General features: G+C 39.4%; 14 protein-coding genes. 6 read left to right on the top strand and 8 right to left on the bottom strand.

The features are described 5' to 3' along the window. Positions 1 to 175: 175 nt before the first annotated feature. Both HMPREF0766_RS05485 and HMPREF0766_RS05480 read right to left on the bottom strand, forming a co-directional pair. A complete protein-coding gene (locus HMPREF0766_RS05485) occupies positions 176 to 1,045 on the bottom strand; it encodes an AraC family transcriptional regulator (protein WP_002994472.1) in 870 nt (289 codons plus the stop codon). 48 nt (positions 1,046 to 1,093) lie between these two features. Further along, positions 1,094 to 1,471, bottom strand: coding sequence for a hypothetical protein (locus tag HMPREF0766_RS05480; protein ID WP_236590535.1), 378 nt, complete (start codon positions 1,469 to 1,471; stop codon positions 1,094 to 1,096). 111 nt (positions 1,472 to 1,582) lie between these two features. Here HMPREF0766_RS05480 and HMPREF0766_RS05475 point away from each other — a divergent pair, with 111 nt between their 5' ends. Both HMPREF0766_RS05475 and HMPREF0766_RS05470 read left to right on the top strand, forming a co-directional pair. Beyond that, the gene (locus tag HMPREF0766_RS05475; RefSeq protein WP_002994470.1) at positions 1,583 to 2,455 is read left to right on the top strand and encodes an aminoglycoside 6-adenylyltransferase; all 873 of its coding nucleotides are present in this window, start codon (positions 1,583 to 1,585) and stop codon (positions 2,453 to 2,455) included. A gap of 43 nt (positions 2,456 to 2,498) precedes the next feature. Further along, positions 2,499 to 3,485: a hypothetical protein gene (locus tag HMPREF0766_RS05470; RefSeq protein ID WP_002994468.1), complete on the top strand. Its 987-nt coding sequence runs from the start codon at positions 2,499 to 2,501 to the stop codon at positions 3,483 to 3,485. Positions 3,486 to 3,576: 91 nt separating this feature from the next. Here the strand turns inward: HMPREF0766_RS05470 and HMPREF0766_RS05465 are convergent, their stop codons facing one another. Then, positions 3,577 to 4,533 carry a bifunctional helix-turn-helix transcriptional regulator/GNAT family N-acetyltransferase gene (locus HMPREF0766_RS05465; protein WP_037459946.1) on the bottom strand — a complete coding sequence of 319 codons (957 nt, stop codon included), beginning with the start codon at positions 4,531 to 4,533 and terminating at the stop codon, positions 3,577 to 3,579. Positions 4,534 to 4,958: 425 nt separating this feature from the next. Between HMPREF0766_RS05465 and HMPREF0766_RS05460 the strand changes: the two genes are divergently transcribed. From HMPREF0766_RS05460 to HMPREF0766_RS05450, 3 genes are all read left to right on the top strand, one after another. Continuing rightward, entirely contained in the window at positions 4,959 to 6,983 is a 2,025-nt protein-coding gene (locus HMPREF0766_RS05460) for an endonuclease/exonuclease/phosphatase family protein (RefSeq protein WP_086010751.1), read from the top strand. Between the two features lie 189 nt (positions 6,984 to 7,172). Continuing rightward, positions 7,173 to 7,631, top strand: a complete 459-nt coding sequence (locus HMPREF0766_RS05455) for a MaoC family dehydratase (protein ID WP_002994463.1) — start codon at positions 7,173 to 7,175, stop codon at positions 7,629 to 7,631. Between the two features lie 74 nt (positions 7,632 to 7,705). Further along, a complete protein-coding gene (locus HMPREF0766_RS05450; RefSeq protein WP_037459624.1) occupies positions 7,706 to 8,833 on the top strand; it encodes a glycoside hydrolase family protein in 1,128 nt (375 codons plus the stop codon). Here the strand turns inward: HMPREF0766_RS05450 and HMPREF0766_RS05445 are convergent. Then, positions 8,830 to 9,141 carry an RNA polymerase alpha subunit C-terminal domain-containing protein gene (locus tag HMPREF0766_RS05445; protein WP_002994461.1) on the bottom strand — a complete coding sequence of 104 codons (312 nt, stop codon included), beginning with the start codon at positions 9,139 to 9,141 and terminating at the stop codon, positions 8,830 to 8,832. The two genes, HMPREF0766_RS05450 and HMPREF0766_RS05445, sit on opposite strands and share 4 nt — an antisense overlap. Positions 9,142 to 9,409: 268 nt before the next feature. On the opposite strand from HMPREF0766_RS05445, the gene HMPREF0766_RS05435 reads away from it, so the two are divergent. Continuing rightward, complete coding sequence (locus HMPREF0766_RS05435) at positions 9,410 to 9,835, top strand: nuclear transport factor 2 family protein (protein WP_002994459.1); 426 nt, start codon at positions 9,410 to 9,412, stop codon at positions 9,833 to 9,835. A 136-nt stretch (positions 9,836 to 9,971) separates the two neighbouring features. Here the strand turns inward: HMPREF0766_RS05435 and HMPREF0766_RS05430 are convergent, their stop codons facing one another. The 4 genes from HMPREF0766_RS05430 to HMPREF0766_RS05415 all read right to left on the bottom strand — a co-directional run bounded on the left by HMPREF0766_RS05430 (position 9,972) and on the right by HMPREF0766_RS05415 (position 14,980). Next, entirely contained in the window at positions 9,972 to 10,460 is a 489-nt protein-coding gene (locus tag HMPREF0766_RS05430; RefSeq protein WP_002994458.1) for a hypothetical protein, read from the bottom strand. 62 nt (positions 10,461 to 10,522) lie between these two features. Next, entirely contained in the window at positions 10,523 to 10,891 is a 369-nt protein-coding gene (locus HMPREF0766_RS05425) for a response regulator transcription factor (protein ID WP_002994457.1), read from the bottom strand. 66 nt (positions 10,892 to 10,957) lie between these two features. After that, positions 10,958 to 12,706 carry a PAS domain-containing sensor histidine kinase gene (locus tag HMPREF0766_RS05420; protein ID WP_002994456.1) on the bottom strand — a complete coding sequence of 583 codons (1,749 nt, stop codon included), beginning with the start codon at positions 12,704 to 12,706 and terminating at the stop codon, positions 10,958 to 10,960. 84 nt (positions 12,707 to 12,790) lie between these two features. After that, entirely contained in the window at positions 12,791 to 14,980 is a 2,190-nt protein-coding gene (locus HMPREF0766_RS05415) for a polysaccharide lyase family 8 super-sandwich domain-containing protein (protein ID WP_002994454.1), read from the bottom strand. Positions 14,981 to 14,994 lie beyond the last annotated feature (14 nt).

The raw sequence follows: 14,994 nt of genomic DNA, 5'->3' as shown, positions 1-14,994 counted from the left end.
GACAAACATCTGCATAACAAATGAGAGCAATAAGACATATATATAAAACTGTTTTGTCAAGGTTATCTCTTTCTGCAAAGATACGTAGCCCTGTTTTTCCGGCATTTCACTATACGTATCTGTTATTTAATTTTTTGAAACAAATCACTAATTCACGATGGTGCCGGTTACAAATCTAATTAACACTTCGTCTGTATGATTCGGGGGTATAGCCTATATTCTTTTTAAAAAAAGTAATGAAATAAGAAGGACTTTCAAATCCCAGCTCATACCCTATTTCTGCGATCGAAAGTGTGGTATGCTTTAATAATCTTTTGGATTCCGTAAGAATCCGCTCTTTGATTATTTGTCCGCTGGTCATACCCCTGCAGATCTTGCACAACTTATTCAGATAATGCAGGGTAATATTCAATTTATCTGCATAGTATGAGGGGCTTTTGTGTTGTATAAAATTACGTTCCAGCAGCTTTTGAAACTTCATCACTTTGTCGTGCGCGTGCCCGTCTGCCAAAGATGGAATATGCACATTGGTATGACCTTCTATTTCATGCAACAGGATATTGAGGTAAGACCGTAATACCTTTATATCTCCTTTACCACCTGAAAATTCCTGTAGCATCAGGCCAGACAAACTGTTCCATTTGGACTCATCCTGCTTCGAAAGCCCAAAGAAGCAATTGCCATTTTCCTTGAAAAAAGAAAACTGGTAAAGTATGTTACTATTGAATCGTAACGAGAAAAAATCCTCTGTAAATGCTATAATGAAACCCGTTGAATCCGGTTCCAGTTTTATACTGTTTACGCTATTAGGAGTACTGCATATGACTGTCTCATTATGATCTGATTGAATAATAGTGTCGTCTATCCGCACCACACCTGACGCTTTCGTCAGATATAGGAGCATACAAAACCGTTGCTTATGTGGCCTCCGCAACCAAAGGTTACGAACGGAACATCTTTCCAGCGTCTCCATCCAAAACAAAGTACAGTCTGCATTAAACATACTAATATCATAAACAGGAATGTTATCCATCTGCTTATCCATATAAGATGAGTTAATACTAAATAATTAAAAAATACGTATGATTAGGTATCAGGCAACGGATACCGGAGGATGGAAAATGGATGAGGGATTTCCTGTTGGCAAAAGGTCAGAAGTAAACGGTGGAAATTTGCGTTCACGGTCAGGATTTGCAATTTTCTTTTGCTGAAGTGAAGATTTGAGCTGAAAGAAAGCATATACATCGGAGATCTTTTGCTTTGCAGCCTGCTGTTCACTCTCCTTCTCTTTTTTCAACCGTTCTTTCAATACGCAGGTGCCTTTACAGGTGGCGGCCTTTTCAAACCGGTTGACACAGAGATTGGCTGCTATATACTCCTGATTAATATAGAATGAGCTCACGATCCAGACCCTGTTGAAGGATTGTATCAGCATAATAGCCATCAGTAATATGGGGAGAAATCTTTTCAAGCCGGACAAAACTACAAATAAATGTGCTATTATTATAAAGCATTACAGCAACAGATGAATATGAATTAGAATTTACAAACTTAAATCAGGATCAGATTGTTATCAGCAACAATGAGAACGGCATCGGAAATAAAAAACATGATCATAGCATTCGGGAAAACGGATTCGCGTATCCGCGCTATCCTTTTGAACGGATCAAGGGCAAACCCAGTTGTTAAACCGGACAAGTTCCAGGATTATGATATCGTCTTTATCGTGAACGAACCGGACAGCTTCAGGAAGGATCACACATGGATCGATATCTTCGGGAAGCGTATTATTATGCAGCTTCCTGATACGATGACTTACATTACAGATGAATCCGGGCAAGCTGCCGAATCCTTTGCTTATCTTATGCTGTTTGCAGATTTCAACCGTATTGATCTTACATTATTTCCCGTCTCGGGACTGGATGCTCATCAACAGGATAGCCTTACAGTCGTATGGTTAGATAAAGACGGGCTATTTGAAGGCATAGCTGACAGCAGCGAAAGTGACTATTTAATTCACAAACCTGCAGAACAGGAATTTGCTGAAACCTGTAACGAATTCTGGTGGGTCAGTACCTATGTCGTAAAGGGGCTTCACCGAAAGGAAATAACCTATGCCAAAGAAGCATTTGACATGCATATCAGACCCATGTTTATGAATGTCGTCGCATGGAAAATCGGAACGGAACATAATTTTGAAGTTACATTCGGCAAATCAGGAAAAAATATGCCAAAGTATCTTTCGGAAGAGAATTATGAACGAATACTACAGACGTATGCGAATTATAGCATAGCAGAAAACTGGAAAGCACTATTTCTGATAACAGAACTTTTTGCTGAATTTTCAATGGAGGTAGCGGAAAGATTAGCTTTCTCCATGGATATCAGCCAGCAACAAAATGTCATGCAATACATACGTACACAGTATGAATTATTCCGAAAAGAAGAATTGTAAAGCAAAATCCGGATTATAAAAACATATAAATAACATTCAAATAATGATCAAACTTGAAATAAAAGAAAGATTCTCACTTCCTGAAAAAAGTTACATACTGGACAGGCGAAGTATTATACTCGATAATGGCACCTTTGTTACTCTTGCAGAAGAGTTAGAAGGAGTTGCTCTCGTGACATTAGATAACGGGCATATGAGGAAAGTAATAGCAGATTCAAGTGATGCTTTCGAAAATCATCATAATATGATGCTGTTTGCCTTTAAATCTCAAATTGGTATGGTGGAAGATCTTTCAAATTTGAAACTATTTAATACAGACCTGAATATTTCTGCTGAAATAACTATTACAGGCAAAGAACTTTTCAGTGAGTATAGCATGTTTGGCCTTACCCCCAGAATAAGTGGTGTATCCGCTATCGGACAGATAAACAATACCTATGCTATTATTTTCTCTGAACCGATTACCTCACAAAACAACAGATATCTTGCATTTCTGCATATAGACTTCAGTAAGCAGACAGCTCATTGGCAGCAGATAATAAGCCTGAATGCAGATGATTACCCTATGGATAGATTTGGCGGATTTGAAGCTGAGGAAATACCGAAGGAGGCTCCGATTATAGGACATGTTATTTCAACGGATAATAAATTGCTGGCTTTTGCAGAGGGTTCGGACACGATGAGTCTCAACAGATATGGCATGGATTTCTACACCTATGGAGAAATAGATTCTTCAGGAAAGCTGATCAATCGTCTTCTCGAACAAAAAGGATTTAAAAGGGATACAAAAAAGCACGGTGTCAGAGGTGTATTCACTTCTTCGCTGCAATACCTTATCCTCACCCCGGTATTCAAAAGCGATGAATGGAAAGGAAAGCAGAAATTACTTTCTATACAAGATAACAAGCTGCTGGATATTGAACTTCCCCGAGGATTCAAAGATTTTAAAGTGATTGAACATTTTAAAGAACAATACTGGCTCACAGATAATAGAAATGAAATACTCTGTTGTACTGAAGTCGCGGTGTAATTTCATGATACGAAAGACATAGTCCCAAATAAAAAATGTGTCCCGGAAGAACAAAAATCCGGGACACATTTATCTATCGCTTTACAAAGAATTATTTATCCAAAGCCAGTGCCATCTGTATATTACATCGCTTGTACGGGGTAGCATGTCCGATAATTTTTTCAAATCCTAATTTGTAATACAGATTGATTGCCGGTTCAAGGATTGTATTACTTTCCAGATAAATACTGCCAGCACCCAGATTTCTCGCTTCTCTGATAATTTCCTGCCCCAGTAATAAACCTATATTTTTACCTTGCGCCGCAGGTGAAACTGCCATTTTTGCCATTTCGTAATCGTATTCAGCATCATTCATTCTGATCAATGCACATACACCCAGAGGCTTTCCATTATAAAGCGCTACAAATATAGCACCTCCCTTGTCCAGAATGTATTCCTGCGGATTATCCAGCGCTTTATAATCAGTTTCTTCCATTTCAAAATACCTGGAAATCCATTCCTCATTAAGAGACTTAAAAACAGACTGGTATTTCGGTTCATATCTTACAATCTGTACCGCTTTACTCTCGCGGATTTTACGCTGCTCCTGTACCCGCCTCAACAACGATTTCTGCGCTAACAACACTTCCCACTCTTCAATCGCGGCCCAGAGATCATGTCTGGCTTCCTTCATCACACTTTCGACGGCAGCTTCCACATCCTCACATTGCACGCTGATCTTCTTCGAAAGTTCTTTTCCCTTCTCTGTCAATCCTACCACATTAAGGCGCTTATCATCCGAATCCAGATTATCCGCAATCAGACCTGCAGCACCCATCTCGCGTATAATTTTGGTAACAGAGGGTTGAGAATGTCCGATTTCATTAGCAATCTCTGAAATCGTCTTTTCTCCTTCTTCCGCCAGCATAAAAAATACAGGAAACCATTTAGGTGAAAAATCCATATCATAAAGTTCATACACCTTAGCCGCATCTTCCGTTACTTTAGCGGTCAGCAATCGTAGCCTGCTTCCTAAGGCCATCTTTCCCGTTTTATTAAAAAATTCCATATAATAATCTTTGAGCATCAATTGAAATCATTAAAAATTGCCAAATTATACAGTTAATAAAGTAGCTAACTACATAACTGGTTATGTAAAATTAAAACTTTCTGATTTTTTTTCAAATAAATCTTAGAAATCAGGCCAAACTTTTTCTGAAATATGATTTTAAATGCGTTAACCTGTAACATTTTAAATACGTACGGACTGTGAAATACCCATTTATACTTTCAAAAATCTTACTGATCAATCGGTTGATTTAAGTAAATCACTGCTATTATTGCAATCATTCTCCCTCTTTCCTGCAAGACAGCTGTAAATTGTGAATCACCGTGAATACAGTATATTTGGAATACAGGTTCGACAACCTCCGTATACTATATCAGGTATACATCTTATGGAATAACTGTTTATAATTATTGTTGATCTTCATTATGTATCTGAAATTCAATCTTCTGATTCTAATATTCCTGTGTTATTCACTCCAATGTCGTGCGCAAAACTCCAATCTGGCTTTGCATATGGACGGCAAAGACAACAATGTGCGGACAGGAATAGGAATTATTTCCGGTGAATGGACAATAGAAGCCTGGATAAAGGGAAATGACAGCAACTGGAACCCCTATGAAGCCATCATAGGAGGTGGAGAATATAGCGAACTCAATATCTGTGACAATATGCCTTTAGTACTCAGGGATGGCTATCTCCATAATAAAGGTACTCAACTCACAGCCCCGGTAAAGATGGATAACAACTGGCATCACGTTGCTGCTTCATGTAATGGCCGCACCACAGTATTATATATGGATGGCAAAGAAGTAGGCCGAAAAGATACTGCTATAGCTATACTGCCCGGAGCAATAGGTCTCCATGAAAAGCAACACTGCTTCGGAGGATTAATTGATGAAGTGAGAATATGGTCAAAAGCTATTCCTGTATCCGCAATAAACGAATGGAAAAACAAACCTGTTGTCGCTTCACATCCTTATTTTTCATCTTTAACAGCATATTACAATTTTGATGACTTCAGGGATGTTATGTCTGTCAATTGGGTTGGTAAAGGCGCTCTGGCTTATCATCTCCGCAATGGCAGAAGTGACTATTATGGTCATCTTCCAATGGCTTTTGCTGTTGACAATACCAATACTTCATTTCAGAATTTTGAAGGTAAACAACAGCTTTTCAACGCAGTCGTTATCCAAAATGAATGGGATCTTGAACAAGGTACAAAAGAAGGGCAGGCACTGAAAATCAGAGTTATTGCTCAGGGAAATATGCAGGCACTGACACTGGATGAGATCAGGCTCCGGTTAAACAATCAGGCAACAGTAGCTGACATCCGCAATATCCGCATCTACTATACCGGACAGTATCCGCGATCTTCGGTCAGAGAGCCTATTTTTGAACAGCCGGTAAAAACGGCAGCGGAAATGGTATTCCGTGAAAAAAGAAATTCGAAAAAATTTCATTTGCGACCGGGAGTTAATTATTTCTTAGTCACCTTTGACATTGCTGAAGATGCACGTGTCGGTCATAAAATACGGGCAACAGTACCTGACTTTAAACTGTCAGGCAAGACATACATTCCGGAGGAAGAGGCAAGTGAAACAGAGCAGCACATTACACCTAAAATGAATAATAATCTGGTCCGGGTGTTGCAATGGAATATCTGGCATGGTGGCGTGCACCTGGGCAAGGAAGCCGGCAGAAGCAGAATAGCAGATCTTATTCGCAACACTAAAGCGGATATCATTACGATGCAGGAAGGATATTCGGCACAGGACAGTATCGCGCAGGCATTAGGATTTCACCTGCAAACAAAATCCTCTAAAGATAATCTGGCTTTACTAAGCAGATACCCTGTTGAAAGTATAAAATCCAGTGAACCTTTCAAATCGAATCCTGCCAAAATAGATTTACCAAACGGTAAACGTATACTTATCAATGATTGCTGGCTGAGATATGCCTACAGACCGGAATATACTTGTGCTTATCAAAATACAGGAATGGATCCCCGGATCTGGATAGCAGAAGATTCTGCACTCGCTCTTACGGACATCCGCAATCTGATAGAAAAAGATATTGATCCTTATATAGATTCTCCTGATATGCCCGTTATTATTGCAGGAGATTTTAATTCCTGCAGTCATATGGACTGGACAGAACGAACCAGATCCCTGCACTATGGCTATGGTCCGGTTGACTTTCCGGTATCAAAATTTATGTATGAACAAGGTTTTAGCGATTCATTCAGAGAACTAAATCCCGATGAACTGACGCATCAGGGAGGCACATTTGCTCCTATATACGGACAGTTGCAGAATGCCAGGATAGATTTTATTTACTACAAAGGAGGAATAAAAGCTATTTCTTCCAAAATTGTCCGGACCAGCCCTGATATTGATGATATATGGGCATCCGATCATGCAGCTGTGCTTACTATTTTTGCAGTCGAATGATAATAAGCTACAGATTGGCTATTATAACAAGAAATTTAGTACATTTAGAAAGACTTAGTAGCAAAGGATAATTAAGGCCTCATATTAAACAAATATGCGGATTACAGGTTATCCTAGTAATAAGCAATTTTCAACCGGCATACCGGAAACAAGGATCTTCATTAACACTTTAAATATTGATTTATAACTATGCTGATAATTAACAATTTCGAAGAATACAAATCACACGAAGGTAAAGAGCTTGGTCTTTCGGATTGGCACATTATTGATCAGGAACAAATCAACAGATTTGCAGATGCAACACTGGATCATCAATGGATACATATAGATTCCAAAAAAGCCGAAACTGACAGCCCTTTTAAAACAACTATTGCGCATGGCTATCTGACATTATCATTAATTCCCTATCTGTGGAAACAGATTGCAGATGTCCGCAACATTAAGATGGAAGTTAATTATGGTATAGAACAGCTTAAATTCGGACAGGCTGTTACAATCGACAGTGCTGTACAACTAAAGGCAAAATTGATATCTGCAGTCAATCTGCGAGGTGTAACCAAAGTAACGATTGAAGCAACCCTAAATATCAAAGATCAGACTAAACCTGCATATGTCGGTAATGTGATATTTTTATATCATTTTATATAAATAAACCTATGTCGTATAGTTTTCATATACTATACGACATTTACTTGTAAACTAACCAAAAACAACTTAACCCCATGTACAACTCCTCCAAAGGAATGTTGCGCGTTTTCGCTGCAATCACCTTGAGTATAGCCACGTTTATCAGTTTGGGCACAGTCTGTGCTCAACAGACTAATCCATTCTTCGGGCATATTGGTAAAGTCAAATACAAATCAGGGTTTTCGATGGATGATTACTGGGTATGGTGCGGGTCAGTTATCAAAGATGAAAAAGGTACATATCATATGTTTGCATCCCGCTGGCCAAAAAAATTTCCTTTTCATCCGACCTGGATGGTCGCGTCTGAAATTGTAAGAGCAGAATCTCCCACACCTGAAGGACCGTATACCTTCAAAGAGGTGGTACTCCCGGCAAGAGGTGCCCAGTACTGGGACGGACGTTCTACACACAATCCAAGCATCAGTAAATATGGAGACAAATATATTCTCTTTTACATGGGATCTACTCATCCGTTCGACGATCCGAAAGATGCTTCCCAGCTCTCCCTGAATTCGGTGTATGCGACAGTAGGACGTTCTAATAAACGTATCGGTGTAGCGATCGCAGATGCCCTGACAGGTCCATGGAAGCGATTGGATAAACCTGTCTTGGATAGCAAACCTAACACTTTTTATAGCTTTTTGACCTCTAATCCTGCTCCGCTGATCAGAAAAGACGGATCTGTACTCATGGTATTCAAAGGAAGAGCATATGGTCAGAAATATCCTTATCAGTCTTCACAAAAGATTGGAATAGCTTATGCAAAATCCATACAGGATACCTTTACAGTACTCAATAATAATCTGCCTCTGTTTGCAGATGCTGCCTACAGCGAATTTGAAGATCCTTTTCTTTGGGAGGATAAGGATGGTCTGCATCTCCTGATGAAAGATATGACCAGTAAGATGACAGGGGAACATCATGCCGGAGTACTGTTTCATTCCAAAGACGGAGTGAAATGGGTCATAGATAAACAACCCAAAGCCTACTCCCGCTTATTACAGTTTGAGGATGGGAAAGAAATTACAATGGGACAACTCGAACGACCATTTGTACTTTTTGAAAAAGGCAAGCCTGTCTGCATGTTCTTTGCTACAATGGACGGAAAAGGTGGTTTTGAGAATGGTACAAAATCCTGGAACATTGCCATTCCGGTAAATTAATCTTTTTGAACGGGTTGTTCTGATCTAAAGGACAACCCCTGCCCCGCCAATAATTTTTCTAAGGTCGGAATGGATGCTTTACCTATTCCGTGCAGATTCAGAATTTGTTTCCTGGTATACGCGCTTAGTGCCTCTAAGGTATCTATTCCATGGTACAAAAGCGAATTTTTTGCAGGATTGCTCAGATAGGTAAGAAAACCTGTAGCAGTCCCTTTCTTTTTATTACATTGAGGGCATGTAGGACACGTAGTGCTTTTGTAAAACGTATGCCCTTTTTCACATGTACGCAATGTTCTGTCTGTAGCCATAGCTTTTTATCCTGGTATTTCATATCCTGTTTTACTTCTTTTTAATCCGGATATGAATGATCATACAAATATACAGGGATTTATTTTCCTTGTAATACCAGTTTTTATGATTTTGACGCCGGCACCTGTCATTTTTACCGACAGAAGCCCCGGTTTTGCCGAGTTTTTACCCGTATTGATCTATTCTCTATTCCCCGGCAACACATTCTATCCTACTTTTGATTCAAACAATAACACATAACAACAAAAACTAAAGAAACTAAATAACATGAAAAACGCAATCAAATCCATCGCAACTGCCTTGATCCTGGTGACTTCATTAAGTGCATTCGCAGGTGAAAATACAAACCCGGTAAAAACTAATTCTGTAAGTACAGTCAAATCATTTCTGGAAGCAACTACATTAGGTAACCTGAACTTTAACAATCAGCTTTTCGCTAAAGACTTTGAATACTATACAGTGAGTAAACCCAATGAAAAATTCAACAAAAACCAATACACTGAATTCCTGAAAAACACCAAAGGATTGCAGTACGACTGTATCACTTCATACCAGGTACTGGATGAAAACAGTGATATCTGCGTAGCAAAAGCAACTATGGCTTTTAAGAATTTCACACGTGTAGACTACATAACCCTTACCCGCAGTCAGGATGTCTGGAAAGTGAGTAAAGTGGTAACCACATACCCCTAAAAACTTGGGTATTTTTGTTTCAACCTAAAGCCTGCGTGGAGACGCGGGCTTTTATTGTTTACTAACATTATGGCCGATAACTGCTTATTGAAAAGGAACAGGAAAATGTTTTAATTTATTTGGAATAAGACTATTTTTAAAAGTCCTTGTCATAGGTGCGGTTCCAATGTTTATTTCTGTCCATTGGGGTAGATTTCACTTTATATTCCAGTCGAAGTCCGTTAATACGTCTTTGTTTGAGGCGTTTGTTTACTTCGTTTATATAGGCTATTTCGACGATTTTGTACATTCCGTAACCTGTTCCTTCAAACCCCTCATTAGACATTTCATCGCCTACCAGTTCCAGCGTAAAGAAACAATTCAGATAATCTTTCCAAAAGAAAACTGGATTATCATGATTATCCAGATAACTGTCTTCCGAATAACACAGTTCATCATCAACTTCAAAATAATCCGCCAGCATCTGATTAGTTTGTGCAACAAAGTCTTTAGCTACAGCCTCATCCTCAAAAGGAATAAAGGATATAATATCACCTTCTTCCAGTATATCAAACATGGAATGGTTATTGAAGCAATGAATCATCTCAGGTAATAATTCGACCACATCATTGTACATTTTCTTCATAATGCAAACATACAAACAATATCAGGGATGCGAAACAGTGACCTCTAACTTTAGCGGTAAATTTAATTGGCCAGTTTCTCGATCGTATCGATCAGTTCCTGCAGTTCAAAAGGTTTTTCAAGAAAAGCATCAGCTCCGCTTTCTATCGCAGAAGCTTTAATATCCTTACTTGCAGAAATCATCAAAACCGGTATTTTGGATGTTACCGGATCATTTTTTATGATTCTGCAGATTTCCCGGCCATCTATTCCAGCCATCCATATATCCATTATAACCAGGTCCGGACTGGAGGTAGAAGTGACCACCTGTGGAACTATCGATCCGTCTAATGTGGAATCTACATTGTATCCCATCATTTCCAATAACATAGTTGTGGAATCTACAATTCCAGCATCGTCATCTGCTAATAAAATTCGTTTCACTTTTCTCATGATACTAAGGCAATTCAATAACTACGCCAAAAGTAAAATTAAGCTTATCATTTGATTAATAAACTATTATTCTGGTCTGGCTACCGGGATAGTAAAGTGAAAAACAGAACCTTTTCCCTCCTCACTCTCAGCCCAGATCCTGCCATTGTGACGTTTGATTATTTCGGCACACAGGTATAATCCTATTCCAAATCCGGAAATAGTTTTGGTTTGTTTATTCTCAATTCGGTAAAATCGGGTAAACAACCGCTCCAGTTCTTCCTGCTGAATGCCAAGGCCTCTGTCTTTTACGCTCACGAGCAGATTACCGGAATTCAATGCGCATTTCACAAAAATTTCTTTACTGTGAGGAGCATACTTGATTGCATTACTCAACAGATTATTGACTACCTGGCCCAATTTATCACGATCAGCATACAGTACAACCGACTGTGTAGGTTCAAACTCAATGCGATGTGCACTGTGTGTGAGGGAAACATCTGATATAATCTCACTGATCATATCGTTTATCTCGAAAGATTGTTTTTCAAGGTAAAGATTTCCATCCTCAAACCGCGACACATTTAAGAATCCGCTGATCATACTGTTCATCTTGGAGACCTGGCTTTTGGATCGGTCCAGAATACCGGTAAGACGCTCGTCTTCATGATCTTTTAATATCAACTGTAAAATCTGCACATACCCCATAAGCGAAGTGAGCGGGGTCTTGAGTTCGTGACTCACAATCGATATAAAGTCATTTTTTAGCTGTTCTTCACTTTTCTGCTTACTGATATCCATTACTACTCCTGTAAAGAATAATCCTTCACTACTCACATCGCCAATCATTCGGCCAACAGCCCTCAGCCAACGGATTTTCTGATCATGAAATCCTTTTACAGTATAGGAAAGATCATAGCCATTTCCTTCTGCTATAGCTGTCTCAATAGATTCTGTCACCCAATCCCGGTATTCTTCTGTAACCTGATCGAGACAATCATTCAAGGATACCTGCTGTTCAGGATAAAACCCAAACAATTCTTTCAGCCTTACTGAAGCCACTAGCTCTCTCGTTTCTACATTTACACTCCATGTACCGAAATTTGCTGCCTCTATAGCCAGACGCAGCATCATTTCTGAATGTTCAAACTGACGTTGAGATAGTAACAGTTCGCTATTAATTTCGATGAGTTTTTCATTTACATTTCTGGAATACTCATTTGACTGACTAAGTTCTATATTGATGGCACGATGTTCTCTGGATAAGGTCGTTAGCTCTTTGTTTGCTTGTTTAAGTTCCTTATTTGCCTGCTTAAATTCATTATTGACATTTTTAAGCTCTTTATTAATCTGTTGCTGTATTTTCTCATGACTTTGAACCAGTTTCCAGGCCGCTATACGTTCACTTACTTCTGTAGCTGTGTGCAGAATAGCATAGGTTCGGCCAGTCTCATCTAACAGGGCACGATAAATAAAATCAAAATAATAGGTTTGAAAATGTCCGTCTCTGAACAGTTTAGCCGGTACATCTTTAGCCTCGTAAGTATTTCCGCTGTTCCATACATTTTTCAGAAGATCTATAAAACCTTGCTCTTTCAGGCCGGCAACGACCTCTCCAAGTTCCATGCCTATTATACTTCTGTCCTTCCCCCAAAACGTCAGCATACTATCATTTGCAAATTCGATAATCAGATCTTCACTGCTATATATAGCCGTAGCATCCTTTGATAAGATCAGAATATCTAACAATTGCCTGTTTGTAAGTGAAAACGTATTGTCAATCATAGTGGTAATGAAGTAAGCGTCAGTGTTAAAACAAATGGATAAATTCGCCATTTACCTCCCTCTAATTTACATTAATTTTGCAAATGCAGAAAGAGGTACAGATTAATTTTGCGTTACCGACTCTACAGGCAAATATTAATCTATTATCTTAGAAACCGTCTGACCTGCAAAAGGTTTTTGAGGAAGATCAAATTCTATCCGGATTGGGGAGGATGCCTCGGGCAACTGCACACTGATATTGAGCCTCTTATGGTGTTGTGTCGGATCCGACACAGAAATCTGATAGTGGCCGTTATCCAGTTTTTTAAGCATTACTATAGCAGGAATATCTGACCATAATTTCAGCTGGTCATCTATAAAAGTTTCATTAGCTTTATACAATACAATCTGCCAGATATGCAACCCCTTATGCAAGACTGCCTGCATGGTATCGCTATTAGCCAGAATGGAAATATTATCCTGTAACAGATAATCTTCCATTTCTCTAGCTCCGTTGATTCCCGGCACCATTATATAAGCATAAGTTGCATTATCCGGACGCACACCATGCGCCAGCGTCAACTGAAATATATCCTTGTCTTCGATCTTTTTATTTGCCTTCTCTCCTGTATGCCTGATTTCACTCCAATGGCTCTTTCTGTTTTCAACCGACAGGTTTATATCACCTGCCCGTGGAAACGTGTACCCCACCCGATTATGCAGAATCCAGTTGATATGATTTACGGAATTGAAATGATTATCCATGCCAAACGGGCGTATCTTATGATCCGCACATATAAAAAAATCCTTTTCATTATATAAGGTCTGATTAAGAGTTGTATGGACAGCATAAGGTAATGTGGAACTGATGCCGGCTCCCAGGCACACGATCTCCTCATCAAACATAAACCAAGCTTTTTTTGCAGATGTATGTAAATCATTGTTTACGACATATGCAGTAGCTCCGTACAGCCCATCCGAAACTCCGCCCGAAAAAGCATCCGTACCTTTTCTGTCACCCTCACCCGGAGCCTTGTTTACAGGAATCGGCAAGGTATCCGGTAAGGTTGTTCCAGGTAATTTTGTCCACTGCCAGAGCGGGAATATATTGTAATATTCAGGTCCGTCCACCTGCAGATTTACTGTTCCTGAAGCTCCCCAGAATCCTTTTATATTCTCCTGATTCCCGATCTCCTGTGCATAGTTTCTGCCGGATACAGCGTGTATAGACAGAAAATAAGAAGGTCGGCTATGTATGGTATAATCTGTATTCCAGTAATGTTTATGACGGGGTATCAGGCCAAAAGAAACATCTTCTTCACCACTCATTTTTTTACGTATCATCTCATACTGTTCCTTTCCTTCGGGATCAATCTTTTCCAATCGCAGCAAATCAGACGAATAGTCCCTCTGTGTAGCTCCAATACGCGAGATACCTCTCCCCAGCACATTCCAGTCAATCCATTTGCCCCGGATCAATCCAAATATAGATTCCAGAATAAACTTGCGGAACAAAACTAACTTTTCTCCCTTCAATGCATATTCGGTATCAGCAGTGTAACCCGCTGACTTGATAACGCTATGCATAAATTCTGTACCGTAAGCCCCGTTATACAGATATCCGTAGTGCATATCATAGGAAAGATCATACTGCATCCCCTCACCTTCTGTATATTGTATAGGTGCATATGTCTCCCGCACACCTGTTTCCAATATCGCTTTATCACGCAACAATGCTCCCAGGTATATCCACCCCATAGCGATCTGTGCTTTATTCGCACCGAAATTAAACTTATGCATAGGATTATTACGACCATTGCTTGTGAGGGATGTATCCTTACATATAGCTGCAATCGTACTTTTTTCAACAGCTCTATCCAATGCTTTAGCTCCAAATTTCATATTAATAAGGCTCAATGACAGAGATTGTGGACGTGTAATACCTTGCTGATACCAGTTGTCACAATACGGCAAAGGGTTATGATTAGTAAAGTACGCTAAACTTTTATTGACAGCTTGCCACAGACGCTTATTTCTGTAATAGCTGCTGCCCGGATGTGAATATGCTAATGTCATACTTCGTATCCGCTCCAGTACCGGCATCCAGTTTACATTGATCCGTTTATGATCTGCATAGTCAAACTCTTCCCACTTGCCATTGTCATGATTGAGTGTCGCCAGATTATTCTTGACCTGCTTGTCCAGTGCGTTGATATCGTTTACAGTGCGGATCTGTTCATCATGAACCCGCTGCAGTATGGTCCGGAAAATATCTCCTGACTGTGCTCCGGCCTTGTAATAAAAGCAAACGGTAAAAAGTAATAAAAAAATAAGTTTAGGTTTCATAGCGTATTATCCGG

This window comes from Sphingobacterium spiritivorum ATCC 33861 (genome assembly GCF_000143765.1).
GTDB lineage: Bacteria > Bacteroidota > Bacteroidia > Sphingobacteriales > Sphingobacteriaceae > Sphingobacterium > Sphingobacterium spiritivorum.
The sequence above is the reverse complement of the archived record's forward strand: the minus strand, read 5'-3'. Positions and strand labels throughout refer to the sequence as shown.